22 protein-coding genes and 1 pseudogene are annotated in these 26,309 nt (G+C 71.0%); 12 read left to right on the top strand and 11 right to left on the bottom strand.

Annotated features, from left to right (window positions below):
* Positions 1 to 224 precede the first annotated feature (224 nt).
* Together ACIPSC_RS31630 and ACIPSC_RS31625 are read left to right on the top strand one after the other, a co-directional pair.
* Positions 225 to 1,571 (top strand): hypothetical protein, encoded by a 1,347-nt coding sequence (locus tag ACIPSC_RS31630; protein WP_400830788.1) that lies wholly within the window; start codon positions 225 to 227, stop codon positions 1,569 to 1,571.
* 190 nt (positions 1,572 to 1,761) lie between these two features.
* A complete protein-coding gene (locus tag ACIPSC_RS31625; protein WP_400830786.1) occupies positions 1,762 to 2,457 on the top strand; it encodes an alpha/beta hydrolase in 696 nt (231 codons plus the stop codon).
* Between the two features lie 222 nt (positions 2,458 to 2,679).
* Here the strand turns inward: ACIPSC_RS31625 and ACIPSC_RS31620 are convergent, their stop codons facing one another.
* Positions 2,680 to 3,381, bottom strand: coding sequence for a hypothetical protein (locus ACIPSC_RS31620; protein ID WP_400830784.1), 702 nt, complete (start codon positions 3,379 to 3,381; stop codon positions 2,680 to 2,682).
* A gap of 191 nt (positions 3,382 to 3,572) precedes the next feature.
* Here ACIPSC_RS31620 and ACIPSC_RS31615 point away from each other — a divergent pair, with 191 nt between their 5' ends.
* Positions 3,573 to 4,397 (top strand): glutamate racemase, encoded by an 825-nt coding sequence (locus ACIPSC_RS31615; RefSeq protein WP_400830782.1) that lies wholly within the window; start codon positions 3,573 to 3,575, stop codon positions 4,395 to 4,397.
* Positions 4,398 to 4,443: 46 nt separating this feature from the next.
* On the opposite strand, the gene ACIPSC_RS31610 is transcribed toward ACIPSC_RS31615, so the two are convergent.
* On the bottom strand, positions 4,444 to 5,559 hold the full coding sequence (locus ACIPSC_RS31610) for an FAD-dependent oxidoreductase (RefSeq protein ID WP_400830779.1): 1,116 nt from the start codon (positions 5,557 to 5,559) through the stop codon (positions 4,444 to 4,446).
* An 81-nt stretch (positions 5,560 to 5,640) separates the two neighbouring features.
* Here ACIPSC_RS31610 and ACIPSC_RS31605 point away from each other — a divergent pair, with 81 nt between their 5' ends.
* From ACIPSC_RS31605 to ACIPSC_RS31590, 4 genes and pseudogenes are all read left to right on the top strand, one after another.
* On the top strand, positions 5,641 to 6,321 hold the full coding sequence (locus tag ACIPSC_RS31605; RefSeq protein WP_400830776.1) for a TetR/AcrR family transcriptional regulator: 681 nt from the start codon (positions 5,641 to 5,643) through the stop codon (positions 6,319 to 6,321).
* 135 nt (positions 6,322 to 6,456) lie between these two features.
* A complete protein-coding gene (locus ACIPSC_RS31600) occupies positions 6,457 to 9,579 on the top strand; it encodes an NACHT domain-containing protein (RefSeq protein WP_400830774.1) in 3,123 nt (1,040 codons plus the stop codon).
* Between the two features lie 125 nt (positions 9,580 to 9,704).
* Complete coding sequence (locus ACIPSC_RS31595; RefSeq protein ID WP_400830770.1) at positions 9,705 to 10,235, top strand: hypothetical protein; 531 nt, start codon at positions 9,705 to 9,707, stop codon at positions 10,233 to 10,235.
* Between the two features lie 6 nt (positions 10,236 to 10,241).
* Positions 10,242 to 10,331: pseudogene (locus tag ACIPSC_RS31590) on the top strand (IS5/IS1182 family transposase); the annotation flags it as partial.
* A gap of 142 nt (positions 10,332 to 10,473) precedes the next feature.
* Here ACIPSC_RS31590 and ACIPSC_RS31585 read toward each other — a convergent pair.
* Positions 10,474 to 10,905: a hypothetical protein gene (locus ACIPSC_RS31585; RefSeq protein ID WP_400830768.1), complete on the bottom strand. Its 432-nt coding sequence runs from the start codon at positions 10,903 to 10,905 to the stop codon at positions 10,474 to 10,476.
* Between the two features lie 196 nt (positions 10,906 to 11,101).
* Here ACIPSC_RS31585 and ACIPSC_RS31580 point away from each other — a divergent pair, with 196 nt between their 5' ends.
* The 4 genes from ACIPSC_RS31580 to ACIPSC_RS31565 all read left to right on the top strand — a co-directional run bounded on the left by ACIPSC_RS31580 (position 11,102) and on the right by ACIPSC_RS31565 (position 15,462).
* A complete protein-coding gene (locus ACIPSC_RS31580; RefSeq protein ID WP_400830766.1) occupies positions 11,102 to 12,064 on the top strand; it encodes a hypothetical protein in 963 nt (320 codons plus the stop codon).
* A gap of 319 nt (positions 12,065 to 12,383) precedes the next feature.
* Positions 12,384 to 12,710: a MazG-like family protein gene (locus tag ACIPSC_RS31575; protein WP_400830763.1), complete on the top strand. Its 327-nt coding sequence runs from the start codon at positions 12,384 to 12,386 to the stop codon at positions 12,708 to 12,710.
* On the top strand, positions 12,707 to 14,656 hold the full coding sequence (locus ACIPSC_RS31570) for an ATP-binding cassette domain-containing protein (RefSeq protein WP_400830761.1): 1,950 nt from the start codon (positions 12,707 to 12,709) through the stop codon (positions 14,654 to 14,656). The genes ACIPSC_RS31575 and ACIPSC_RS31570 overlap by 4 nt, the downstream gene beginning before the upstream one ends.
* 227 nt (positions 14,657 to 14,883) lie before the next feature.
* Complete coding sequence (locus ACIPSC_RS31565) at positions 14,884 to 15,462, top strand: TetR/AcrR family transcriptional regulator (RefSeq protein WP_400830758.1); 579 nt, start codon at positions 14,884 to 14,886, stop codon at positions 15,460 to 15,462.
* 162 nt (positions 15,463 to 15,624) lie between these two features.
* Here ACIPSC_RS31565 and ACIPSC_RS31560 read toward each other — a convergent pair whose 3' ends face one another.
* Positions 15,625 to 16,194, bottom strand: coding sequence for a sigma-70 family RNA polymerase sigma factor (locus ACIPSC_RS31560; protein WP_400830755.1), 570 nt, complete (start codon positions 16,192 to 16,194; stop codon positions 15,625 to 15,627).
* Positions 16,195 to 16,211: 17 nt separating this feature from the next.
* Positions 16,212 to 17,093 carry an SDR family NAD(P)-dependent oxidoreductase gene (locus ACIPSC_RS31555; protein ID WP_400830752.1) on the bottom strand — a complete coding sequence of 294 codons (882 nt, stop codon included), beginning with the start codon at positions 17,091 to 17,093 and terminating at the stop codon, positions 16,212 to 16,214.
* A 613-nt stretch (positions 17,094 to 17,706) separates the two neighbouring features.
* Here ACIPSC_RS31555 and ACIPSC_RS31550 point away from each other — a divergent pair.
* On the top strand, positions 17,707 to 19,917 hold the full coding sequence (locus ACIPSC_RS31550) for a transglycosylase domain-containing protein (protein WP_400830750.1): 2,211 nt from the start codon (positions 17,707 to 17,709) through the stop codon (positions 19,915 to 19,917).
* A 184-nt stretch (positions 19,918 to 20,101) separates the two neighbouring features.
* Here the strand turns inward: ACIPSC_RS31550 and ACIPSC_RS31545 are convergent, their stop codons facing one another.
* Genes ACIPSC_RS31545 through ACIPSC_RS31520 form a run of 6 tightly spaced genes read right to left on the bottom strand, consistent with a single transcriptional unit; the run spans position 20,102 to position 26,303 of the window.
* Positions 20,102 to 21,076: a Gfo/Idh/MocA family oxidoreductase gene (locus ACIPSC_RS31545; RefSeq protein ID WP_400830748.1), complete on the bottom strand. Its 975-nt coding sequence runs from the start codon at positions 21,074 to 21,076 to the stop codon at positions 20,102 to 20,104.
* A 1-nt stretch (position 21,077) separates the two neighbouring features.
* Entirely contained in the window at positions 21,078 to 22,385 is a 1,308-nt protein-coding gene (ligA, locus tag ACIPSC_RS31540) for a protocatechuate 4,5-dioxygenase subunit alpha (protein WP_400830746.1), read from the bottom strand.
* Positions 22,386 to 22,398: 13 nt separating this feature from the next.
* Entirely contained in the window at positions 22,399 to 23,328 is a 930-nt protein-coding gene (locus tag ACIPSC_RS31535) for an amidohydrolase family protein (protein ID WP_400830744.1), read from the bottom strand.
* 3 nt (positions 23,329 to 23,331) lie between these two features.
* Entirely contained in the window at positions 23,332 to 24,021 is a 690-nt protein-coding gene (ligK, locus tag ACIPSC_RS31530; protein WP_400830741.1) for a 4-carboxy-4-hydroxy-2-oxoadipate aldolase/oxaloacetate decarboxylase, read from the bottom strand.
* Positions 24,022 to 24,039: 18 nt separating this feature from the next.
* Positions 24,040 to 25,065 (bottom strand): amidohydrolase family protein, encoded by a 1,026-nt coding sequence (locus ACIPSC_RS31525; protein ID WP_400830739.1) that lies wholly within the window; start codon positions 25,063 to 25,065, stop codon positions 24,040 to 24,042.
* 26 nt (positions 25,066 to 25,091) lie between these two features.
* The gene (locus ACIPSC_RS31520; protein ID WP_400830736.1) at positions 25,092 to 26,303 is read right to left on the bottom strand and encodes a 4-hydroxybenzoate 3-monooxygenase; all 1,212 of its coding nucleotides are present in this window, start codon (positions 26,301 to 26,303) and stop codon (positions 25,092 to 25,094) included.
* Between the last annotated feature and the right edge of the window lie 6 nt (positions 26,304 to 26,309).

The raw sequence follows: 26,309 nt of genomic DNA, 5'->3' as shown, positions 1-26,309 counted from the left end.
AGGGCCTCCCGCCTCGACGCCACGCAGGACCCGTACCGCGGCCGTCCGCCGCCCTCCCCTGCGGGATCCGCACGCCGGGGGAGGCGATGGCACGGGCCTGCCACGAGGCTGCAGCCAAGCCTTGCGGCGCAGGGTGGGCATGACAGAGGATCAGATCCACCCGCCATGATCGACTTCTGCTCGGTCACGGCGTCCAGACGATTCTCTTCCGACCGGGGGTACCGATGACCACGCACGCAGACAGCCGGCACGACGGCGGCGCCGAGGAGGCCGGGCGCCGGCCCGGCCGCCGGGCGCTGCTCGCCGGCATGACCGGGGCGGGAGCCCTCGCGGGCAGCATCGCCCTCGGTACCCGCACGGCCTCGGCGGCGCCCGCGGCGGTCACCGCCGGCCCGGCCGACTACGTGGTCGACGTCATCGCCAAGGGAGCCGACGCGACCGGCCGCACGCCCAGCGACGACGCGTTCCGCAGCGCAGCCCTGGAACTGCTCGGGGGCGCCCCCAAGACCGGCTACTCGCCCAAGAAGGTGCTGCTCGTCCCGCCGGGCACGTACCTGCTGACCCGGCCCGACTCGCTGCTGCCGATCACCCACGGCACCGACAACCCGGGCGTGATCGACGGCATCTCCATCAGCGGGTACGGCAAGCGGCTCTCGCGCATCGTCTACGCGCCGACCACCCCGAACACGGTCTTCTGGACCAACGACGACCGCTACAAGAACATCCGCTTCAGTGGTCTGACCTTCGAGGGCCGCGACGCCACCGCCACCTTCAACCTCGCGCTCTCCTCCAAGGGCAAGGGCGTTCAGGACACCTGGTACACCGACGTCGAGTGGCACGGCACCTGGAAGGCCGGCATCGTCCTGGACGGGCCGGCCGGCACCTCCAACCTCAACAGCGAGATGGGCTGGGACCACTGTCAGATCAGCGGCTCCTACGCCGACGCCTTCCTGGTGATGGGCGGCAAGCCGGCCGAGGGCCAGCAGGACCAGTTCCTCAACTACTGGTTCCGTGACTGCAAGGTCGAGTTCCAGTCCGGCATCTTCGTGCGCAACGAGCGCGGCGGGTCGATGAACTTCATCGGCGGCTCGTACATCCTCGTGGACGAGAACTCGACCGGCACCTTCTTCAAGCTCAACGCCAACAACCCGCGCAGCGACTCGGTGATGCGGCTGTACGCGCAGGGCATCCGCTTCGAGGTGCGCGGCAAGGACCACAAGGTGATCGACTCGGCCTGGTACAAGGGCACCATCACCTTCGTCTCCTGCGACGACACCGCGAACTCCTTCAAGCCCTTCGCCGACGAGGCCACCCCGCACGTCTACCGCTTCAACGCGGTCAACCCCTCGCGCGGGCCAATGATCCGCTACCAGGACTGCGCCCTGCTCGGCTCCCACCACGTGACGACGGGCACCGTCACCACGGCCGGCAAGGTGCTCTACGACGGCTGCCGCTTCGCCGACATGACCACCGCGGCCACCGCCCTGCGCTGGACCGGCCCCACCCCCTGGTACGAGTTCCGCGACTGCCTCGGCGAGGGCGTCCGCATCCCCGACGTCAAGGCCTCGTAACCGCTCGTCCCGGCCCCGCCGCCGCCGCCGCGCCCGGCTCCAGGACGTCCCGCTCGGTCGACGTCCTGGGGCCCTCCGTCGGCGCCGGTCACCGCCTCGTCCGGGCGGGCTGCCGCGAGTTCCGCCAACATGGGTGGCAGTGAGCGGGATCGCCGCGGGCGGGACGGTCGGCGGGTGCGTGGAGGTGGCGATGAGAGTCGTGTTCGTGCACGGGGCGTGCGTGCGGGACGGTTCGTGGTGGTGGCACCGCACCGCCGGGCTGCTGCAGGAGCGGGGGGTCGCGAGCGCGACCCCGGCGCTGCCGAGCTGCGGCGAGGCGGGCCCGCCCGGCGGCGTCGACGGTCCGGGGCTGCCCGAGGACGTCGCCGCGGTGCGGCAGGTACTGGAGGCGGGCGACGAGCCGACCGTCGTGGTCGCCCACAGCTACGGCGGCATCGTCACCGCGGAGGCCGCCGCGGGAATCGGCTCGGTGCGCCACCTGCTGCTGGTCTCCAGCTACCTGCCCGAGATCGGGCAGAGCTTGTCGGACTTCGGCGACGGCAGCCCCGCCCCGTTCCTCGACGTCGACCCCGGCGCCGGCACGTTCGGTGTCCGCCCGGAGCTGCTCGTGGACACGTTCCTCCAGGACTGCGACCCCGAGGTCCAGGCCCGGGCGGCGGACCACCTCGCCCGGCAGAGCCTTCAGGTGACCGGTCAGCCGGCCCGGGCGGCCGCATGGCGGCAGGTGCCCTCGACGTACCTCGTCTGCGCCCAGGACCGGGGCACCCCGCCGCGGCTTCAGCGCGAGTTCGCCCGCCGGGCCGGCAGCGTCGTCGAGCTCGACGCCGGCCATCACCCGTTCCTCTCCCGGCCGACGGCGGTCCGGAACCTGGTGCTGAGCCTGTGACGACGCGAAGGTGCGGGCGGCGATGCGTCCGGACAGGCTCTCCGACACGCCCTCCGCGAGGCTGACGACCGACACAGGCCGAACGGACGGATATGCATCAGTCGGCTACCGGACGAGCCCGCGATGAATTGACGCACTACTCACACGAACCTTCATGTCCCGAGTCGCCGCGCACGCCCTTTCGAGAGCCGGCCACCCGGGACAAGGCCGGCCCCGCGCGCGTCAGGCCTCCTCAATGGCACCCGCCGCACTCCCGGCGGTCAGGACCAGCCAGCCGAGGACGGGGACGCCCAGGGTGACGAGGAGCGACCACTGCGCCGACATGAGGAAGAGGGCGACGAAGAACGCGGAGAAGACGACGAAGACGGCGATGCTGAAGGGGAGCGCCTGCAGGCCGGAACGCCGCCAGGCCGCGCCCTGGGCGGTGAGGGCCGATCCCAGGCCGGCCAGCAGGGCCACCTTGAAGGCGGTCAGCCAGGGAGTGATCGTGTTCTGGGCGCGGTGCCCCTGGTAGGAGAGTTCGGACACGCGCCCCCGGAAGACCGACAGCTCCACGTCCGCGCCGATCTCCACGTCGTCGTAGAAGGCCTTGCCGACCGCGTAGCTGTGCTTGGGGGCCGTCTCGCGCGCCACGGTCAGCTCGTAGCTCGTGTCGTCGTCGCCGCGGTAGACGAACCGATCCGTCACCTTGCCGGTCTCGCGCAGGAGGCAGTCCGTGCCGGGTGTGGCCGCCGCCGTGCCGCACACCGGGGCGTGGTGGTAGGCGCCCACCGCGTCGTAGCCCTCGACGAACCAGGTGAAGCCGAGCACGGTGGTGGCCAGCCCGGCCACCAGGAGCAGGGCCTGGGTCAGCACGCGGGCAGCCGGTCCGGCGATCCGTCGGAATCCGCCGGGTGGCCTCGCGTCCTTGATCAGCGTGGTCATCGCAACCCCCCTCGATCACACCCCCCGGGCACCTCCCCGATGCCCGGCAACGATGCTTTCAGGGACATCGCCGTCAAGGGGAGGGGGCCGACGCTCTTGTGACGAACTTGTGGAAGTCCGATCGGCGGAGAGGAGACCGGCACAGATCTCGGTACGGTCTGCGCCGAAAATCCGACTGATACGTTGACCGCATGACAGTGGCATTGATCGACTCCGGTTTCGGCCTCCTCTCGACCGCCGGCTGGCTTCGGCATCTTGCTCCCGAAGTCGATCTGCTTCTGCTCCTGGATCCCGAGGGCGCACCTTGGGGTCCGAAGACGGCCTCCTTCGTCACGGACCGCCTGCTCGCTGCCGCCCACCTGGCCGTTCAGCGCGGCGCCAAGGCCATCGTGGTCCCCTGCAACACCGCCACCGTCACTGCGATCGACGTCCTGCGCGAGACCTTCGAGCCGCGCATTCCCGTGATCGGAACCGTCCCGGCCATCAAGCCGGCCGCGGCAACCGGTCAGAACCTCGCCGTGTGGGCGACCGAACGGACCACCGCAAGTGCGTACCAGGAGCGTCTGATCGCGGACTTCGCGAACGGTATGCCGGTCGCGCAGATCGCGTGCCCGGGCCTGGCCGAGGCGATCGACCACGGTGACACGGCTGCCGCAGCGGAGGCGATCGCCGATGCAGCCGAACGGACCCCCCGGAATTGCGACGCCGTGGTGCTCGGATGCACGCACTACCCCCTCGTGGCTCCGGAGATTCTGCAGAGCCTGCCCGCCGGAACCGCTTTGTACGACAGCGCGGAAGCGGTTGCCCGCCAGGTCCTGCGGCGAACGAACCGTGACGGGGAGACGGGGAGCCGCCTCGGCTCCATCGACGTGGTGCTGAGCGGCCGCCCCGGCCACCTCCCGGCTGGCGCGCACGCCTATCCGGTGGGCCGCGCCCTGGCCACCGGGGCGCGCGTACCGCGCGAAGCTCTCCTCTCCGCCACCACCCGGGCCCCGGCGACCGCTCCGGCGATCTGAGCGGAGCCCCTCCCCGGGCCTGACGTGTCGCCGAATGCGGTTGCCTTCACGCCGGTTGGAAGAACCCGAGCATCCTGCGGCCGGCGTCCGGCGACGACAGGATCCCCTGGACGTAGGCGGACTGCCGGCCGGCAGCACTGGTGCGTTCGAACATCTCGCGTTCGTATTCCCGGACGGCGGCGAGATGGTCCTGCGGGTGCGCGGCGAGCGCCAGACCGAGCAGGGCGCCGTCCAGCAGCGCCATGTTGGCGCCCTGCCCCACCGGCGGCATCAGGTGCGCGGCATCGCCGAGCAGCGTGACGCCCGGCGTCGACTGCCAGGTCAGGCCGACCGGGAGCGTGGTGATCGACCGCGGCACGATCGTGTCGCCGCCGGCTGCGATCAGTGCGGTGACCCGCGAGTCCCAGCCGTCGAACAGGTCGAGCAGCCGCTCCCGGGCCGCGGCCGGATCGTCGAACGGGATCCCGCTCGTGGCGAACCAGTCCTCGGCGGTGTTGTGGAAGCTGAGGTAGATGCGCACGCAGCCGTCGCCGTTGCGCTGCGCCGACAGGGACTGTCCGTTGCCGAGCACCCAGAAGTTGCCGCGCCCGACCATCGCCGCGAGGTCGGGGTGGGTGCGGTCGATGTCCGGAATGCCGAGCTCGACGACGTTCTGGCCGGTGTGCACCGGCCGGGCGTCGGTGAGCAGCGCGCGGACGCGGGAGTTCGCGCCGTCGGCGCCGACCAGCAGGTCATAGGTCCCACTGCTGCCGTCGGCGAAGTGCAGCAGGCCGTTGTCGGCGGATTCGAACGCGCTTCCCCAGCGCACCGTGCCTTGAGGAAGCGAGTCCAGCAGCAGGTTGCGCAGATCGGCGCGGTCGACCTCGGGCCGGTCGAGCGGGGCGTCGTCGGGCGTGTCCTCCTGCAGCAGCAGGGTGCCGTCCGGCTCCAGAAGGCGCAGGTCCTGGCCCGCACGACGGGCGATCGCGTGGAACTCGTCGATCAGGCCGGCCGTGCGCATCGCCTGCTGCCCGGTCCCGGAGTGCAGGTCGAGCATGCCGCCCTGGCTGCGTGCGCCGCGGGACGATTCACGTTCGTGGACGACGGCGTCGATGCCGTTCATGTGCAGCACGCGGGCGAGAGCCAGGCCGCCCAGTCCGGCTCCGACGATGGCGATGGTCATGAGTTCCCCCGATTCACCGTATCGATCGATACACTGTATTCCCCGATGGCACCGTATCACTGACGATGTATTGTCGGCGGCATGTTGGTGTGGGAGCGGCCGGAGCCGCTGGATCGACCGTCGCCGGCCCCGCTGAGCCGCGAGCGGATCGTACGGGAGTCGATCCGGCTGGCCGACGCGGACGGCCTGGAGGCGGTGTCACTGCGCAAGGTCGCCGCCGCGCTGAACGCCGGGCCGATGCGGCTGTACGGCTACATCGCCACCAAGGACGAGTTGCTCGACCTGATGGTCGATGCGGTCCACGCCGAGATCCGGCCGACCGGGGACGGCTGGCGAGAGGTGCTGCACTCTCTTGCCGAAGCCACCCGGCAGGCCGCTCACCGGCACGAATGGTTCGCCGACCTGATCGGCGGGCGACCGCAGCTCGGGCCGAACACGCTGGCGAGCGGGGAAGCCGTGGTGGCCGCGATGGGCGGCGTCGACCTGGACACCGCCGTGCCGGCGATCTCCGCGGTCAACGCGTACGTGATCGGCGCGGTACGCCGGGAGATCACCGAGCGGCGCGCCGAGCGGGCCACCGGGATGGACAAGAAGCAGTGGCAGGCCGCCTTCGGGCCCTACCTGGAGCGGACCTTCGCGACGGGCCGGTTCCCCGCGCTGGCCACGGTCGTCCGCGACGGCCCCCACCTGGACGCCGACCAGACCTTCCGGGCCGGCCTCGACTTCCTCCTCGACGGCATCGAAGCCCGCGTCTCACTCTGACGCGTGGTGCCGGCCCGGCCATGGGGAGGCCGGCGAGAGACGGCAGCCCTCTAGCGGCAAACTGTCGGCTGTGGTAGGCCGGACAGTGGACGAACAAGCGGGCCGCTGCCTCCTGTCCGAAGCCAGGTGACCACCATGGCAGCCATTGAGTTAGTGGCATCGAAGATCGCGGGGGCCGTGCTGAGCGCGGGGGTGAGGTCCGTTCTCGGAGCGACGGTCCCGGGCCCGGGTGCCGGCTTGGTCTCCAACCCTCGACGGCCACGTCTGCGCCTGACCAAGCCCAAGAAGATCGAAGCCGAAGATGTCAACTGGCTGGCGAAGTCGCTGGAAGGCCCTCTCACCGAGCTTGCTCAACGGGAATTCGTCAGTCTGTCGGACAACGAGAGGGAACGCGCCCAGGAAGCCGCGTGCGAGGCGTTCGTATCGACGAAGGTCGACATCTGGGAGGTCGACCTCGATCCGGAGTCGTACCGACAGCAGGTCCAGCAGTCCGCCGAACCCGTCCTACGCCAGGCTGACCTGTCGCACGTGGGAACCGACTACTACGAGCTCATCATCCGCCAGCTGAGCCTGCACATCGTCCAGTTCGTCACGACGTGGCCCACGTTCGCCGCGCGCATCGAACTGGAGCAGCTCAAACGCATTCGCGGCGTCGCCGAGGCCGTGGCACACGTCTACACACTGCTGGAGACCGGGACCGCAGTCGCCGATCTGGACTTCGAGGCCAGGTATCTCGGACTCGTGGCGGACCGACTGGACAGTCTGGAGATCTTCGGCGTGGACCTGGCGGATCCAAGCAAACGCACCTACGACCTGACGACCGCCTACATCACGCTCAGTCTGGCCGCGGCCGAGGCGGATCAGCCTGTCCAGCGTTCACGTTCCGCCGCAGCCGTCTCCGGGCTGCGCGCGGAGACAGCGATCTGCAACTTCAAACGCGTATTGATCCGAGGGGACGCCGGCTCCGGAAAGACGACGTTGATGCAATGGCTTTCGGTCAGTGCGGCCAGACACCATCTCGACGAGGAACTGTCCGAATGGAACACACTCGTGCCGTTCGTCCTTCCGCTCCGGAGGTTCGCCAATGGAACGCTCCCTCAGGCGAACGAGTTCTTTCCCGAAGTCGGAACCATCCTTGCCGGCGAGATGCCCCGGGGATGGGTCAACCGGATCCTCGATGCCGGCCGGGGGCTGGTGCTGATCGACGGCGTGGACGAGATTCCCGCGAAACAGCGAGTAGAGGTCCGGGAGTGGCTCCAGGATCTCGTCGACACCTATGACAAGTCGTTCTACCTGATCACCTCTCGCCCAGCTGCGGCAGAGAGCGACTGGCTGAGCGAGCTCGGCTTCAGCGCACTCGACATGCTCCCCATGAGCAAGGCCGACGTGGAGGCCTTCATCCGGCACTGGCACCAGGCTGCCAGCAGAGCGGAGCCAGACCAGACGGAGTCCGAAGCCCTGCACATGCTGGAGCGCGACTTGCTGGGGCGGATAAGAGCGGAAAGACAACTCGCACGCCTGGCCTCCAACCCGTTGATGTGCGCGCTGCTCTGCACGTTGAACCGAGACCGTAATGCCCGGCTGCCCCAGAATCGCATGGAGGTGTACAGCGCCGCACTGAACATGCTCCTGCTGCGCCGCGACCGTGAGCGCAGGCTCGACTATCCGGAGATTCCCCACCTGGGCGACTCGCAGAAGAAGTCGATCCTGGGAGACTTCGCGTACTGGCTGATGCGCAACGGCGCCTCGGATTCCTCCGAGGACGAGGCCGTCGAGCAGGTCAAGATCTCGCTGAAGTCGATGCCCAGAGTGCGAGCCGCCCCGCGCGAAGTGCACGAATACCTGCTGACGCGAAGCGGCTGCCTACGCAGGCCCGCGGCCCATCGTGTCGACTTCGTGCACCGGACCTTCCAGGAGTACCTGGCGGCCGGACGCATCGTCGAGCGGAACGATCTCGGCCTTCTGGTCGCCAATGCCCACCTCGACCAATGGCACCAAGTCGTGGTCATGGCGGCGGGCCACGCCAGGCCCGAGGAGAGGTCCAAACTCCTCGGTGACCTCCTCGACCGAGGGGACGCAAACCCATCGACTCGAAGCACGTTGCACCTCCTGGCTGCGGCATGCCTCGATACTGCGGGTGAGCTCGATCCGGATGTCTACGAGCGCGTCAGGGCGGCCACGAAGGAACTGCTGCCTCCCCGTCGCATGTCCGACGCGAAGGCTCTGGCTGCAGCGGGCGAAATGGTCATCCCCCTCCTACCGAGGTCCAAGATGACTGCAGCCGAGGCCGCCGCCACGATCCGGACGGCAACCACCGTGGGCGGCGACGCCGCACTACAGCTGATCGCCGCCTTCGCCCGCGACAGCCGCCTGACGGTTCAGCGCGAGCTGGCCCGTTCCTGGGATTCGTTCGACGCAGAGGAGTACGGCCGGACTGTCGTCGCCGCGAATCCGACGGCCTGGCGCGAGATCAGCGTGGGTTCTGAAGATCTGCTCCCTGCGCTGAGGTACGCCACGGAGCTCAGGAAATTGTCCGTCCTTTGCCTGATATCGAACTCCGGCTGGCTGTCACAAAACCCTGGGCTGGTCGACCTGGATATCTCATACGCTAACGGAGCATTCACCTTTGCGGCCCTGCAAGGATGCCCGGGACTACGCCAAGTTGCTATTCGCTATGAGCTCGACAAGGCCGATGTCGGAAGTCTCGCAGGAATGCGACTCAACCAACTCAGACTAGAGTGCCAATCATATTCTGGAGACTGGCCCGGATTCCCTCGGATGCCAGATCTGCAAACGCTCAAGATTCTCGGCTACACAAACGCCGACCTCATATCCGCCCCCTTCAACCTGCCGAATCTGAGAGATCTGGAGGTGACCGTCTCAGGGTCCATCGAGAACATTGCGGAAATCGCTCGAATGCCGCAGCTGACACGCCTAGGGCTTCAGGTGGTACCACCATTCCAATGGCTCGGGCTCGTCGCCCGCCATGATGCAAAGGGCAGCGGAATACGGGATATTGGAGCACTTGCAAACTCGCCAAACCTAAGACGTATCGACATCATCGACCCATTGGCCGAACGCTTCGATTTGAGACCGTTCCTGAGTCGACAAGAACTTGAGATGTCCATCCACCTGCCTGCCACGGCGGAGATCATCGGAGCCGACGACAAGCGGGTATCCCGCAGGCGCAGCGTCTCTCTCTGGGCCTCCATCGACGAATGCCGCATAGTGATCAACTCCGGGCTGTCCTGTAATTGATCTCCGACCGGGCTGCCCTGATTCTGCCGACGGCCGGCCAGGACGGCGGAGGGTAGCTCTCGTGGGGGATCGTGATCGTGCGTGTGGCTGACGCACTGTCGTTGGGGTTCGGCAACGGTGGGGTCATGCCGATCACACGTCTCGCCCTTCCGCTCGGCGACACCGAGCGTCCCGTCCCCGTTTGGGCCCTGAGGCTGGCCAAGGCTCTCCCGTTCATCGTGCTGCCGCACTGCCTGTGGCGGCTCCCGTTCGCCGTCGGCTTCACGATGGGCACGGTCGAGCCGCGCCGCCCGCAGCTGCCTTGGTGGGCGCCGGCCTACGTCGTCGGGCTCAGTGTGCTCACCGAGGCGCTGTGTCTGCTGACCACTGGGCTGGTGGCCGGCTGGGGAGAGCTGTTCCCGCGCTGGATCCCGTTGGTCGGCGGCCGTCGGGTGCCCCCTCCCGCCGCCCTGATCCCGGCGGTCCTGGGCGGCCTGGCCCTGGTGGCGATGTTCGGCCTCATGCCGCTCGCCTGGGCGGGCATCGTCCCCGAGGTGGGGTTCAGCAACGGATGGTGGATGGCCCTGGCCCGGGTGTGCATCAGCCCGGCGCTGCTGTGGGGTCCGATCGTCCTGGCTCTTGCCTGGGCCTACTACCGGCGCCGCCGGCCTGCCTGATGGGCCTGGAAGATCCTGCGAGACTGCCGCCGCAAGGGCGACGGCGTCCACCACGCCATGCTCGAAATCGCCCGCCTGCACGACCTCCTCCAGGCCGCGTTTACCAAGCGCCGGCAGCCGGCGAACTGTCTCTCGACCGCCCCGAAGATCAATTACGGGACAGGCCTTCGCCCGAGACGGTGTTCTCGGCCGGCACCCGCGGATTCCGGGGCACCCCGCGTCCGGCCGGTCTCGCCACTCACCCGCCCACGACGCGGAGGCGGGCGGCCGTCAGGTAGCCGCGGTGGGGTGGGAGTTCGAGCCAGAGGCCCGGAGGGAGATCGCGGCCCAGGGCGTCCTGGACGTCGGTGGCGGGGTGGCCGAACAGGTCGATGCCGTCGAGGACGACCGGGGTGGCGCCCAGCCCGCAGGAGGCTGGCCGGGTGCGGCTCAGCACGACGGTGCGTAGCAGCAGTTCGGTGGGCTCGGAGGCCTCGAAGTCGATCTCGTTCGAGCAGGCTGTCAGTTCGACGTCGCCGTGGCGGGCCCAGGTGGCGTCCAGCATCGGGACCGCTCGGGCGTCGTCCAGCGTGGCCAGGGCACGGCCGGTGGCCCGCTCGTCCAGGCCGAAGCGCAGCACGCCCGCGCGGCCGGGCAGGACGACCCCGGCGCCGGGGAGCAGTTCGAACACCGGCTGATCCTGTCGCGCGGGCCTCGGCGGACGCAAACCCGCCGCCGCGGAGGCCGGAGGCCGGCCGGCGCGTCGGTCGGCGCAGCAGCGCGTGCGGGGCGGCGCGTGGGCGGCGAGGCTGGCGGTGCGGGGGCCGCCGGGCGGCGCCGCCGCGCCGCGGCCCGTCCGGCGCCCGGCCTGACGCGGAAGCGAGACGATGGCCAGCACTCCCGACCTCGACCGGATCGCGGACGAGCTCTACACCCTCGCCCCCGGTGACTTCACAGCCGCCCGCAACGGCCATGCCGACCGGCTCAAGAAGGCCGCCCCCCAGCTCGCGAAGCAGGTCCGGGCGCTGCGCCGGCCGACCCTGGCGGCGTGGGCAGCCAACCTCCTCGTCCACCACCACGGCGGCCTGGTGGAGCAGTTGCTGGAGCTGGGGCAGGCGCTGCGGGACGCCCAGGAACACCTCGCCGGCGAGCAGCTGCGCGCCCTCACCGACCAGCGCCGGCGGCTGGTACGGGCGCTGACCGAGCAGGCCCGGCGAGACGCGGCGCAGGCCGGGCACCCACTGGGGGCCGACGCTGTCACCGACCTGGAGCGGACGCTGAGCGCCGCGCTCGTGGACCTGAACGCCGCACAGGCGCTGGCGCGGGGCCGGCTGACCGCTCCCCTGGAGCCGGTGCTCTGGCCCGGGGCCGCGCCCGGCGCGCCGGGGGGCGCGGGTACGGAGGGCCCCGCCCGAGGGACAGCTGCCGGGAGGAGGGCGGACAGGCCGGCGAAGCAGTCGGCGGCCGGGCAGAAGCGGCGGCGCGAGGAGGCCCGGGCGCGCGAGCGCGCGCTGGAGCGGGCCCGCCAGGACGTGGCCGGGACGGAGCGGGAAGCACGCGAGGCGGCCGGCCGCCGTGATGCGGCCGGACGCGCGCTGGGTGCCGCCGAAGCGGTCCGGCAACGGGCCCAGGGCGAGGTCGACCGGGCGCGGGCGGCGCTCACCGACGCGCAGCGACGCGACACGCGTGCAGGAGAAGACCTCGCCCGGGCCGAGGAACACGTCCGGACCACCCGGGCGGAGACCCGTACAGCCGACGACGAGGCGGCCCGAGCACGGGAGGCCGCCCTGCACGCGGCCGAGCGGCTGCGGGAGCTGGAGGCCGGCGAGCACGCGGGCGAGCGAGACTGAGCTGCGGCGGCCCGGACCCCTGACTCCGGATCCGCGGCATTCGCCAGCCGCCGCGCCGGTCGGTCCTTCTGATGAGGGAATCCCCGCCCCGGGGGCTGAGACGGCCGCCGCCCGGCCCAGGGGGTGTCTGCGAGCGGCTCCACCCGCGACAGCGCCGCCGCGCTGCAACAGGCGCACGGCGCGGCCGGCCGTGGCCGCCCGTCGACGGCCGGGAAGCAGTGGGCGGTGGCCGGGAATCGAAAACCGACCCTTCGGCCGAGGCTCGCCCGGAACCGCCCGGGTTGAACGGCCCGATCGAACAGGGGCAGGATGCAGCGCCATGGATGACCCCTGGAGCATCATCAACTCCCTTGCAGATAAGCTGAGTTCACTATCCAGCGCGCCTCGCGAGCAGGCGCTCCTGGGACAGGCCCTCAAGGCCGCCGAGGAGTCCGGAGAGCTCGCCGAGGCCGTCCTCGGGGCGCTCGGGATGAACCCGCGCAAGGGCTTCTCGCACACCTGGGAGGACGCCCGGGCGGAGGCGTGCGACCTCGCCGTCACCGCCCTGATCTTCGTCGCCCGCACCGGCGCCGACCCCCGGGCGCTCTTCGAGGAGCACCTGCAGCGCCTGGCCGAGCGGTCACTCACCGGGGAGGCCGCCGCTTGAACGCCACCGCCGCAACAGCCGACGGCACAGACCGCACAGACGGCACCGACGACTCCGCGATGATGGAGTGGCAGCCCCCGGGCAGCGACGCCGAGATCATCGACGGCAGCAAGACCACCCTGCGGGCCACCGCCCGCGCCCTCCCCAGGCTGCTCGTCCTGGCACTGCGTCTCGGGCGGCAGGCCGACCGGCGCGCCCTGGTCGTGCTCCTCGGCTGCGCGGTGGCGTCGGCCGCGGCCCAGGCGTTCGGCCTGTTGGCCACCACCGGCATGATCACCCAGCTGGTGGCCGGCAACGGCTCCGTCGCCGACCGCCTGACCCGCTCGATCCCGTCCGTGGCGTTCCTCGCCGCGATGGCCGGGACCGCCGCCCTGCTGCGCATCGCGAGCGAGTGGGCCGCCGAGCGGATCGGTCCGAAGATCGCGCGGGCCGCCGAACTGGAGCTGATCGACGCCGCCACCCGCGCCGAGGTCGTCGCCTACGACAACCCGAGGTTCCAGGCCGCCTGGGACGCGGGCGACCGCGGCGCCGGTGCCACCCGGGACCTGCTCTCGCAGACCCGCGACGTCATCGGCTACACCGCCAACCTGGCGGCGGCCGGCGTCGTGATCGCCACGATCCACCCCGTGCTGCTCCCGCTGCTCGTGGTCGCGGTGATCCCGCAGGCCCTCGCACGGACGGCGGCGGCCAACGCCTTCTACCGGGCGATGATGGCGACCTTCGGCGCGACCCGCGCGGCGAACGTCCTGCGCTGGTACCTGTGCGACCGCCGCTCGGCGGCCGAGATCCGCTCCAACACGCTCGCGCCGTTCCTGCTGAGGATCTACCGGCGGGCCGCCGCCAAGGTCACCGACGCCACGGACACCGCGGCGCAGCGCAGCGCGGTGCTCGGTCTCTACGGTGCGGTCGCGTCCGGCGCCGGGGCGTTCCTGGTCTGGGGTGGCCTGGCCTGGCTCCTCGCCAACGGCCACGTCACGTTCGCCTCGGCCGGTACGGCGGTCATCGCACTGCGCTCGGCCGCCGCCGATCTGCACGCGGCTGCGAACTACTCGGCGGCCGTCCACCGCACCGGGCTGTACGTCGGGGACTGGCAGAAGTTCACCGGGATGGCCCGCGCGCAGCGACTCGACCGGGGCGTCGCCGCTCCGCCGCCGGCCACGTCGGTGATCGAGGCGAAGGACGTCACCTTCGCGTACCCGAACTCGGACCGGGTCGCCCTGCGCGGGGTGGACTTCCGCGTCCGCCGGGGCGAGATCGTCGCGGTGGTCGGGGTCAACGGGGCGGCGAAGTCCACGCTGATGAAGCTGCTGTGCGGCCTCACCCTGCCCGACGGCGGGGACGTGACCTGGGACGGCGTCTCCACCCGCGTGATGGACCCGGACCTGCTGTGGCGGCAGACGGCGCTGGTGCAGCAGGACTTCTCGCATTGGCCGCTGACCGTGCGGCAGAACATCACCCTGGGACAGCCCTGCGAGGACGGTGACGAGGCCGTGCTGCAGGCCGCGGCCGCCACCGGCGCCGACGAGGTGATCGCCGAGCTGGACGGCGGCCTGGGCACCCTGCTGGCCAAGGAGTTCTGGGGCGGCGCCGAGATCAGCGAGGGCCAGTGGCAGCGGGTGGTCACCGCCGCCGCGTTCCACCGGGCGCGCAGCGGGACGCTGCTGATCCTGGACGAGCCGACCAGCGCGATGGACCCGCGCGCCGAGCACCGGATCTTCACCGGGCTCGCCGAGATCGCCAGGAACTGCGCCACCGTGCTGGTCACCCACAACCTGGAGAACACCCGGGTCGCGCACCGGATCGTGGTGCTCGACCACGGCCGGGTGATCCAGGAGGGCAGCTTCGACGAGCTGGCCGCAGCGCCGGGGATGTTCGCCGACCTCCGCGCACTGCAGCACGACCGGGGCCGGTCCGTCCCCGGGCAACGTTCCGCGGACGGCGGCTGACCGGGGGCCCGTCCGCGGGCCCTCCCGGAGCCGGCACCGGGAGGGCCTGCGGCCGGGCCGTGAAGCGGCCCGGCCGGTTCGCCGGTGGGCCGGTGCGCCGGTGGGCCGGTGCGCCGGTCCACCGGTCCCGGCGTCCTGCCGATCGGGCACCAGGGCCGGGGCGACGGGCGGTTCGTCGGGGTCGGCGTTCGCCGCCGGGCGGGGCAGGGGCCGATTATGCTGGGACGATGACGTCGAGAGCCGCGCAGGTGCCCGTCCTGAGGGCGGATGCCGCACGCAACCGCGCCCGGGTGCTGCAGGTCGCCCGCGAGCAGCTGGCCGCCGGCGACGACTCGCTCCAGCTGAACGCCATCGCCAAGCTCGCCGGTGTGGGCGTGGGAACCGTGTACCGGCACTTCCCCAACCGCCTCGCGCTGATGGAGGCGCTGTCGGCCGAGCGGTTCCGGGAGCTGGTGGCCGAGGCCCGGGCCGCGGCCGACGACGAGGACGCCCTGGCCGGCCTGCACCGACTGTTGCGGTACACCCTCGCCCGCGCACTGGAGGACACCGGTTTCGCCTCCGTGCTGGAGTCCGCCAGTGACACCGAACCGGAGACGGCGGCCCTGAAGGCCGAGCTGGACCGGGCCGTGGCGCAGCTGCTCGACCGCGCCCTCCTGACCGGCGCCGTCCGGCGCGACCTCGGGCCCGGCGACGTACGCCGGCTGCTCTGCGGCATCGAGCACGCGCTGCGCTCCGGCGACTGCGACGAAGCCCGCCGGGAGCTCTACCTCGACATCCTGCTGGAGGGGCTGCGCCCGCCGCGCTGACGGCAGGCGGCCGTTCGAGCACGGCGGCCGCCGGCCGGCCGCCGAGCCGCATCGCGGCGTACCGGACGAGCAGGAGGAGCAGCAGGGCCGCACCGGCCACCAGGGCCCACCGGACGACGGCCTGGTGGTGGTCGGAGATCCACCGGACCGGGTCCACGCCGGTCACGCCGCCAGCTCCCGTCGCAGGGCCCGCAGGGCGTAGTGCGTACGGGACTTGACGGTGCCGCGCGGGACCCCGATCTCCTGTGCGGCCTCGTCGCCGGACCGGTCGCCGAGGTGGACCAGGGCGATGACCTCCCGGTGCTCCTCCGACAGCCGGGTGAGCGCGGTGCGGACCGCCTGGCGGTTCACCACCTGGTCGGCCAGGTCGCCGTCCGTCGAACGGTCGAGCAGCTGAAGCGGTTGGACGCCCACCGGCACCGCGCGGTCCCGGCGGTACATGTCGACGGACAGGTTGCGGGCCACCGTGTAGAGCCAGGCCAGCAGCCGTTCGTCGTCTCCCGGGTCGGTGTCCGGCGGCCGCCGCCAGGCGCGCAGCAGGGTCTCCTGGACGATGTCCTCCGCCCGGTGGAAGTCCCCGTTGGTCAGCCGGCCTGCGTACCGCATCAGCAGTGCACGATGGCGCTCGGCGGTCGGTACGGACGAGGCGACGGGCCCGAACGAGGCGACGGGTACCGACGAGGCGGCGGGTACCGACGAGGCGGCGCCGGAAGTGTCCTGCTGACTCGTCACGTCTCCGTCGGCCCTCGTCACACGCTCGCCCATCGGTCCGCGAGCCGCCGGCTGAGCTGGAGGACGTCGGAGACGATCTTCGGGTCGGTCGCGCCGCGGAAGGCCGGGACGGGCCGGCCCTCCGGACCGATGAGCAGGCCGGTCCGCCCGTAGAGCGCGGGGTCGGTGGCCGCCGCGACGGAGGACCGCGCGGCCTCCGAGGCGGGGCCGGCGGTGGAACGCTCGAACCTCCGGCGCACCAGCGGCCACAGCAGACGCAGGGGCGGGGAGACGATCTTGGGCGAGGTCATGGTGCCGTTGGTCATGTCGGTCGCGGCGCCGCCCGGATCGGCCGCGAAGACGCTGACGCCGCTGTCGCGCAGCCGCTCGGCCAGGTCGAGGGTGTAGGCGAGGTTGGCGAGCTTGGCCCGGCCGTACCAGTGGAAGCCGTAGTAGCCGCCGGGCGGCTCGACGGCCTCGAAGGTCCGCTTGGCGAGGGCGCTGGCACCGGAGCTGACGTTCACGATCCGGCTCGGCCCGCCGGCCCGGAGCCGGTCCAGCAGGAGTTCGGTCAGCAGGTACGGCGACAGGTGGTTGACGGCGAAAGTCGCCTCGATCCCGTCCACGGTCCGCCGCTGCTCCGCGAACATCGCGCCGACGTTGTTGACCAGCACCTTCAGCGGCCCCTCCGCCGCCAGCCGGACGGCGAGCGCCCGCACCTCGCCGAGCGACGCCAGATCGGCCGCCACGAACCGGGGTTCGCCCCCGGTGGACACCGCCGCGATCCGCTCGACCGCACGTGCGCCACGCCACGCGTCACGGCCCACCACCGTCACGGCGAACCCGCGCGCCGCCAGGCCCAGCGCGGTCTCCAACCCGATGCCGCCGGTTCCCGCCGTCACCACTGCCCGCTGCTCCACAGCCTCGACCTCCCGCTACGTGCCGACCAAATCGGATACCTATCCGCCTTGGTGAGCACACTAGCACTACCGGATAGGAATCCGGTTAGTTGAGCGGGCCACGTAAGACACCCGTAAGAACCCTGGTGGCCTGCGACTTGAGACTCCGACAGCCCACCGGCGACTCCCCGGCAGGCACCGACCCGAGCACAGATCGGGCCGTCGGCGACGGCGCGCAAGCGGGCGGCGCAGCACCTTCGGCAGCAGCCGCGGCAGGCCACTCCACAACCGGGTGCGATGTGCACGCAACATTTCGGCCCACCCAGAGCATCTATCCAGTACCAGGGTCACGGGACGGGAGGGGCGCCGGGCGCGAAGGCACGCACACGCAGGTACGGAGCAGGCGTCGCCACGCACACGCCGACGGGAAAGGGAATTCCGCCGGCGGCGACTTCAATCGAGCACGCTCCATCGACGGGGGTTTTCCGGTCAGCCAACCATTCGGCCATTCATGAAGATTGAGTATGTATACGCTCGACCGAGCAAGGCCAAGCCTCTGAACCTGTTACAGGGTCGCTACATTGGCGGGCGTCAATTCGTTCGATGCGCCAGATGTGGGGGCTAGCATTCGAACATGGCCTCAATTCCTCCTCCGACAGCGCATTCCACCGACGACACCGATGAAACGGCCGCCCCTCCGGCCCGCACATCGCCGCTCCGGCTGGCCCGCCACGGTGCGACCTTCCTGGGCGTCAGCGTGGTCTCCGGTGCGCTGCTGGCAGGCATCGCCCTGCCGGCGGCCGGTGCACTCGGCCTGACCGCCATGGACACGGCGGAGGGTTTCGACAACATCCCGAACGACTTCAAGACGCCACCGCTCACCCAGGCCACCCAGATCTTCGACGCCAAGGGCGCGCTGATCGCCAAGGTCTACGAACGCGACCGCACCGTCCTCGCGGCCGACCAGATGTCGCCCTACATGCGCAAGGCACAGGTGGACATTGAGGACGCCCGCTTCTACGAGCACGGCGCCATCGACCTCAAGGGCATCCTGCGCGCCCTCGGCAAGAACGCGGAGAGCGGCACCGCCTCTCAGGGTGCCTCGACGCTGACCCAGCAGTACGTGAAGAACGTCAACGTCGAGAAGGCCGGCGACGACCCGGAGGCCGTCCGCGAGGCCCAGCGCAAGACCCTGGGCCGCAAGATCCAGGAGCTCAAGGTCGCGATCAAGCTGGAGGAGGAGCTGAGCAAGGAGCAGATCCTCACCAACTACCTGAACATCACCTTCTACGGCAACGGCGCGTACGGCGTGGAGGCGGCCTCCCAGCGGTACTTCAGCAAGAGCAACAAGGACCTGACCGTCGCCGAGGCCGCCACCCTCGCCGGCCTGGTGCAGAACCCCACGGCCTACGACCCGAAGCAGCATCCGCAGGCCGCGCAGACGCGCCGCAACGTGGTGATCGACAAGATGCTCGAAGCCGGGCACATCACCGCGGACCAGGCCAAGGAGGCCAAGGAGGCGCCGCTCGGCCTGCAGTACAAGGCGCCGCAGAACGGCTGCATCACCGCCAACGCCGGCATGGGCTTCTTCTGCGACTACGTGCGCCAGGTGGTCAAGCAGGACCCGGTCTTCGGCAAGACCGCCGCCGAGCGGAAGGCGTTCTGGGACCAGGGCGGCCTGAACATCCACACCACGCTCGACCCGGACAAGCAGTCCGCCGCGCAGAACGCGGTGACCGGCAACGTCCGGGTCACCGACCCGGTCTCGGCCGCCGCGACCATGATGGAGCCCGGCACCGGCAAGATCCTGGCGATGGCCCAGACCCGCCCGTACGGCGTGGAGCGGGAGAAGAACCAGACCATGGTCAACCTCAACGTCGACAAGGCGATGGGCGGCGGCAACGGCTTCCAGCCCGGCTCGACGTTCAAGCCGATCGTCGCGGCCGCGGCGCTGGAGGCGGGCCTGCCGGCGACCCAGGAGTACTCGTCGCCGAACCGGCTCGAATACCCGACGATGAAGACCTGCGAAGGAACCTGGAAGAACGACGCCCGGCCAAAGACCGTGGTGCCCAACGAATCCGCGAACGAGAAGGGCCCCTACCAGCTCAAGAAGGCAATGGCCCTCTCGGTCAACACCTACTTCGTGCAGATGGAGCAGGAGATCGGCCTCTGCGCCGTCAAGCAGATGGCCAACAAGCTCGGCATCAATGCCAAGGCCAGCGGCAAGCCCCTGGAGGAGGTCCCCGCGATGGCCCTCGGCGTCGAGGAGTTGAGCCCGCTGACCATGGCCGACGTCTACGCGACGTTCGCCGCGCGCGGCAAGTACTGCGCCCCGATCGCCATCAACAGGATCACCACGGTGGACGGCAAGGACGTCCCCGTCCCGGCCGGCCACTGCCAGCAGGCGTTCTCCGACTCCACCGCCCAGGCGATCAACACCATCCTGAACGGCGTGACCGCCGAGAACGGCACCGGCTCGGCGCTCAACCTGGAGGGCGACCGCCAGATCGCCGGCAAGACCGGCACCTCCGACCACAAGAAGGCCGCCTGGTTCAGCGGCTACACGCCGCAGCTCGCCACCGCCGTCTGGCTCGGCGGCCCCGACGGCGGCGTCGAGATGCGCAACATCACCATCAACGGGAAGCGCCGCACCGAGGTGTTCGGCGCCGACGGCCCCGGGCCGATCTGGCGCGACGCCATGAACCAGGCGCTGCGCGGCGCGCCCAAGCAGCCCCTGCCGATGGCCTTCATCCCCGACCCGGCGCCGCCGAAGCCGGAGCCGGGCAACCCCACCGAGACGGCCACGGCCCCGCCGGCCACCACCCCGCCCGGCCAGCAGCGCTGACGGCCGGCACCGTCGCCTGCGGGCGGATCGCGTACGACGCGGGGCACTGGATTTCCTGAACACGCGGGGCCGGTCCCCGGAAGCGGCCCGCAGTGGTGGCTGCCGGGGACCGGCGTCGGCGTGGTTCTCGGAACCCGCTTCGATCATTCGGCCGCGCTGCGCGGCCCCGTCCTCGGCACCGCGGTCACGAGCCCGGGGCTGCGTCGAGCTGCTGCTCCAGGGTCGCCAGCGTCCGGTAGCAGGACATCACCTGGGCGATGGAGGAATTCGGCTCCCGGCCCTCTCGGACGGCGGCGACGAACTCGCGGTCCTGCAGTTCGATGCCGTCCGTCGAGACGTCGACCCCCCGCACGTCGATCGGCTCGTCCCGGCCGGTGAACAGGTCGTCGTAGCGGGCGAGGTAGGTGCCGCTGTCCCCGATGTAGCGGAAGAACGTGCCGAGCGGCCCGTCGTTGTTGAACGAGAGCGACAGGGTGCAGATGGCCCCGTTCTCCGCGCGCAGCTGGATCGACATGTCCATCGCGATGCCGAGTTCGGGGTGGACCGGCCCCTGTATCGCGTTGGCCTGCACGATCGGCGAGCCCGTCTGGTGGGCGAACAGGTCGACGGTGTGCGCGGCGTGGTGCCACAGCAGGTGGTCGGTCCAGGAGCGCTGCTGCCCGAGGGCGTTGAGGTTGGTGCGGCGGAAGAAGTGGGTCTGCACGTCCATCTGCTGGATCCGGAACTGCCCCGCCCGGATCCGCTGCCGCACCCACTGGTGGCTGGGGTTGAAGCGCCGGGTGTGCCCCACCATCGCGACGAGCCCGGTGCGCTGCTGCACGCTCAGGCACGCCTCGGCGTCGGCCAGTGAGGTGGCCAACGGGATCTCGACCTGGACGTGCTTGCCCGCCTGCAGGCAGGCCATCGTCTGCGCGGCGTGCATCGGTGTGGGCGTGGCGAGGATGACGGCGTCGACATCGTCCGCCGCCAGCACCTCCTCCAGCGTTGCGACGCCTCGGCCCACGCCCTGCTCCTGGGCGAACTTCCGGGCGCTTTCGAGGGAGCTGCTCACGACAGCGGTCACCTCGACGCCCTTGATCCGCCTGAGCGCGGCCGCGTGTTTGGCGCCGAAGGCGCCGCCTCCGGCGAGGGCGATCCGGACGGTCCGGTCGTCGGTCATGTCACTCCTTCACGGCGGGCCGCTCGGCCCGCGGGTGGTTCTCCAGGATCAGGTGTCCGACGGCCGTGTTGGACGCCGGGACGTGGTAGAAGCGGTGCTTGACCTCGATCTCGCCGCTTCCGTCGATGTCGCTCATCGCGCCGCGGGCGATCAGCCACATGACCAGCTCGATGCCCTCCGAGCCCGCCTCCTCGACGTACTCCAGGTGCGGTACCTGCGACAGGCCGGCCGGGTCCTCGACCAGCCGGTCCAGGAACGCGTTGTCCCACTCGCGATTGATGAGGCCGGCCCGGGGTCCCTGCAGCTGGTGGCTCATGCCCCCGGTTCCCCACACCTGGACCTTCAGCGGCCTGTCGTAGGACTCGACGGCCCTGCGCAGCGCCCCGCCGAGCCGGAAGCACCTGGCGCCCGAAGGCACGGGGTACTGCACCACGTTGACGAGGAGCGGGATCACCTTGCACGGCCACGTCTCGACGTCCCCGAACATCAGTGACAGCGGCACGGTCAGGCCGTGGTCGACGCTCATCTCGTTGACGAGGGTGAGGTCGAAGTCGTCCCTGATGAGCGAGTGCGCGACGTGCGCGGCGAGGTCGGGGTGGCCCTCGATGCCCGGGACCGGCCGGGGACCGTAGCCCTCGTCGGCGGTGGGGTAGACCGCGCCGGTGCCGAGCACGAAGGTCGGGATCACCGACTGGTCGAAGGCGGTGGCGTGGTCGTTGTAGACCAGGATCACCACGTCGGGGAGGTTCTCCTGCACCCATCGCCTGGAGAACTCGTAGCCCCCGAAGACCGGCTGCCAGTAGGGCTCGTCGGTCTTTCGGTGGTCCATCGCCGCGCCGATCGCCGGCACGTGCGAGGTGAAGACGGCGCCGGTGACGGTGGCGTGGCGGGCCGGCGGCGTGCGGTCGGCGTGGGCCGCTTCGAGGACCGCGTGGTCGATCCGGTTGCCCTCGACGGATCGGCCGCCGCGGAGCATCAGGTCGCGGTACTCCTGCTCGGTCATGCCGGTCATCGATCCGGCCATCTGCTGGAAGGAGAGTCCCAGCGTGGCGCCCCACTTGGCGAGGAAGTAGATGTTGCCGCCCTCGCGCATCGCGGCGTTGAGGTCGCGGTCGAGCAGCGCCTGCTTCTGCTCCTCCCGCAGCGGCCACGCGTCCAGGTAGCGCCGCTCGTCGGCGAGGTACTGTTCGCGGTTCTCCGCCGTCATCAGCGACATGCAGAACTGGTTGAGGTGGTAGCCCCTGGCGGACTGCTCGGCGTCGAAGACGGTCGTCCCCGGGACCAGTCGGTAGGTCTTGTCCAGCGCCACGGCGGCACTCCGATCAGGTCGTGGGTCGGTCGGCGTCGGGCCAGTACAGACGCATCGGGTTGTCGACGAGGAGCTTGTGCCGCAGCTCCGGCGTCGGCGCGATGTGCGGGACGAAGTCGACGAGCAGGCCGTCGTCGGGCATGTGGCCGGTGAGGTTCGGGTGCGGCCAGTCGGTGCCCCACAGCACCCGGTCGGGGAACTCCGCGACCACGCGCCGGGCGAACGGGACGACGTCGCGGTAGGCCGTCCGCTCCCCGCCGAGGGCCGGCGGGCCGCTCACCGACAGCCGCTCCGGGCAGGTCACCTTGCACCAGATGTCGGGCCTGGCCCGCATGAAGTCCAGGAACGCCTCGAACTCCGGTCCGTGCGGATCCCCGGCGACATCGGGCCGGCCCATGTGGTCGACGACCAGCGGCACCGGGATCGAGAGGAGGAACTCGCGCAGACCGGCGAGGTCGGCCGCCTCGAAGTAGACGACGACGTGCCAACCGTACGGTCTGATCCGCTCGACGACCTCCCGGAGGTCCCGCTGCGGCGTCGCGTCGACGAGCCGCTTGACGAAGTTGAACCGCACGCCGCGCACGCCGGCCTCGTGCAGCTCCCGCACCTGTTCGTCCCCGGTTCCGGGGCGCAGCGTCGCGACACCGCGGGCCAGGCCCCCCGACGCTCGCAGGGCGTCGACCATGGCGCCGTTGTCGGCGCCGTGGCAGGTCGCCTGGACCACGACGGTGCGGGCGAAGCCCAGGTGGTCGCGCAGTTCGAAGAGCTGGTCCTTGGACGCATCACAGGGGGTGTACTTGCGCTCCGGGGCGAACGGGAACTCCGCGCCCGGCCCGAAGACGTGGCAGTGGGCGTCGACGGCGCCCGCGGGCAGCCGGAACTCCGGACGGCTGGGTCCGGCGTACCAGTCCAGCCAGCCGGGGGTCTTCTCGAAGGTCGTCATGCCTCAGTCCTCGTACCGCAGCCCGAGCGCGGCCAGCGGACCGCGCATGCCGTAGACGTCCAGGCCGAGTTCGCCCGCGCGGAACCTCTCGCGCTTGCCCGCCTCGGCCGCCTCGCGCCCGGCCGCCGCCTCGGCGACCTCGGCGGCCCGCTCACGCGGCACCACGACGACGCCGTCGCCGTCCGCGACGACGACGTCGCCGGGCCGGACCAGGGCGTTGGCGCAGACCACCGGCACGTTGACGGAGCCGAGGGTGGCCTTGACCGTGCCCCTGGCGTTGATCGCCCGTGCGAAGACCGGGAATTCCATCGCCGCCAGGTCGGCCGCGTCGCGCACTCCGCCGTCGATGACCAGGCCCCGGCATCCCCGGGCGCGGAGGGACGTGGCGAGCAGCTCGCCGAAGAACCCGTCCTCGCTCTCGGTCGTGCAGGCCGCGACCACGACATCGCCCTCCCGGACCTGTTCGGCGGCGACGTGCAGCATCCAGTTGTCGCCGGGTTGCAGCAGGACGGTCACCGCCGTGCCGCACAGCCTGGCCCCGGGGTAGACCGGGCGCAGGTAGGGGCGTGTCAGTCCGACCCGGCCCATGGCCTCGTGGATCGTCGCCACGCCGAACCGCGACAGCGCGGCGACCGCCCCGGGGGCGGCGCGGGTGATCGACGTGTGGACGACGCCGATTTCGGTGTGCTCCATGCGTTCCTTCTCCTGGGTTCAGCGGCCGGCCGCGGCGAGCCGGGCGGCCAGGCGGGGGTAGACGCGCAGGGCGTTGCCCGAGTAGACGGCGTCGCGCTCCTCGTCGGACAGGTTCGGCGTGGCGTCGACGTACCGCTTCGTGTCGTCGAAGTGGTGACCGGTGCGCGGGTCGGTGTCGCGGACCGCCCCGATCATCTCGCTGGCGAAGAGGACGGACCGGCTGGGGATCACCCGGGTCAGCAGGTCGACGCCGGGCTGGTGGTAGACGCAGGTGTCGAAGAGGACGTTGTCCAGCAGCGTCTCGGGATCCGGCTTTCCGAGCGCCATCGCCAGGCCGCGGAACCGCCCCCAGTGGTAGGGCACCGCGCCGCCGCCGTGCGGGATCACGAACCGCAGCGTCGGGAAGTCGGCGAACAGGTCGCCCTGGACCAGCTGCATGAACGCCGTGGTGTCGGCGTTGAGGTAGTGGGCACCGGTGGTGTGGAAGGCCGGGTTGCACGACGTGCTGACGTGGATCATGGCCGGGACGTCGTACTCGGCCATCGCCTCGTAGACCGGGTACCAGCTGCGGTCGGTCAGCGGCGGCGCGGTCCACCGGCCGCCCGACGAGTCGGGATTGAGGTTGATCGTCACCGCACCGAGCTCCTCCACCGCGCGGCGCAGCTCGGGCAGGCAGGTGGCGGGGGCCGCGCCGGGCGACTGCGGGAGCATCGCGCCCATCGCGAACCGGTCGGGGTAGAGCGTGCTCACCCGGTGGACGAGGTCGTTGCAGATCCGTGCCCAGACCGAGGAGACCTCGAAGTCGCCGATGTGGTGGGCCATGAAGCTGGCCCGCGGGGAGAAGATCGTCAGGTCGCTGCCGCGCTCGTCCATGAGCCGCAGCTGGTTGCCCTCGATCGCCCGGCGCAGGTCGTCGTCGGTGATGCTGAGGGTGTCGGGGTCGGGTGCGTCGCCGGCGGAGCCGGCCGCCGCCACCTGCCGGTCCCGCCATTGCGCCAACTGCGGCGGTGCGGTGGTGAAGTGACCGTGACAGTCGATGATCACGTGTGCTCTCCTGGAGGGTGTCCGGGTCAGTCGTGGGCGCCGGCGGGCCAGCCGGTGTACTGCTCGGCGAGGAAGGTGCGGCCGGCCCGGGTGCCCACCGCGTTGTCGAGTTCGCCGAGCCGGCGCCGCAGGTCGAACGGCGTGTCGCCGGGCGCGGTGTGCAGCAGCCGGGTCATCCAGTACGAGAAGTTCTGTGCCCGCCAGACCCGTTGGAGGGCGCGTGGCTGGTAGTCGGCGAGCGCGGCGGCACCCTCGCTGCCGAGCGCCCGCAGCAGGACACCTGCGAGTACCTTCGCGTCGTGCAGCGCCAGGTTCAGCCCGCGGGCGCCGGTCGGCGGCACGGTGTGCGCGGCGTCGCCCGCCAGCGTCATCGAGCCCCAGCGCATCGGCTCCTGCACGAACGAGCGGAACCGCAGCACCGTCTTCTCGATGATCGGTCCCTCCTTGAGCCGGAAGCCGTCCTCGCCGGCGACCCGGGCCTGGAGCGTCTCCCAGATGCGGTCGTCCGGCCAGGCGTCCACGGGCTCGTCGGGGGCGCACTGGAAGTACATCCGCTGCACCGTCTCGGTGCGCCGGCTGATCAGCGCGAACCCGTGCTCCGAGTGGGCGTAGACCAGTTCGGGTGCGCTCATCGGCGCCTCGGCCATGACGCCGAACCAGGCGTAGGGGTACTCCTTGCCGTAGCGCACCCGCCGGCCCTCGGGCACCAGATCGCGGCACATGCTGCGCGACCCGTCCGCACCGACCACGTACCGCGCCCTGGCTTCGTGGCGGGTCCCGTCGGACGCGGTCCAGCGGACCCGGGGAGCGTCGGTCGTGATGTCGAGGACCTCGGTGTCGCTGACGCCGAAGTGGACCGTGCCGCCGTCGCGTTCCCGGGCTTCGGCCAGGTCGATGAACACGTCGGTCTGCGGGTACAACCACACCGACGCGCCGACCAGCTTCTTGAAGTCGATGCGGTACGGCCGCCCGCCGAACCGAAGCTCGACGCCCTCGTGCTCGTGACCGTCCAGCAGGATCCGGTCGGAGACGCCGGTCTCGACCAGGCCCCGGGCCGCGTCGGCTTCGAGGATCCCGGCCCGGTGCGTCGTCTCGATCTCGTGCCGGGTGCGGGTGTCGAGCACGATCGTCTCGACCCCGGCGCGTCCGAGCAGATGCGCCAGCATCAGTCCGGCCGGGCCGGCACCGACGACAGCGACGGGGACCGGGGTCACGGTGTCGACGACGGCATCGGCCATGGCATC

Source organism: Kitasatospora sp. NPDC090091 (assembly GCF_044747365.1).
Lineage (GTDB): Bacteria > Actinomycetota > Actinomycetes > Streptomycetales > Streptomycetaceae > Kitasatospora.
The sequence above is the reverse complement of the archived record's forward strand: the minus strand, read 5'-3'. Positions and strand labels throughout refer to the sequence as shown.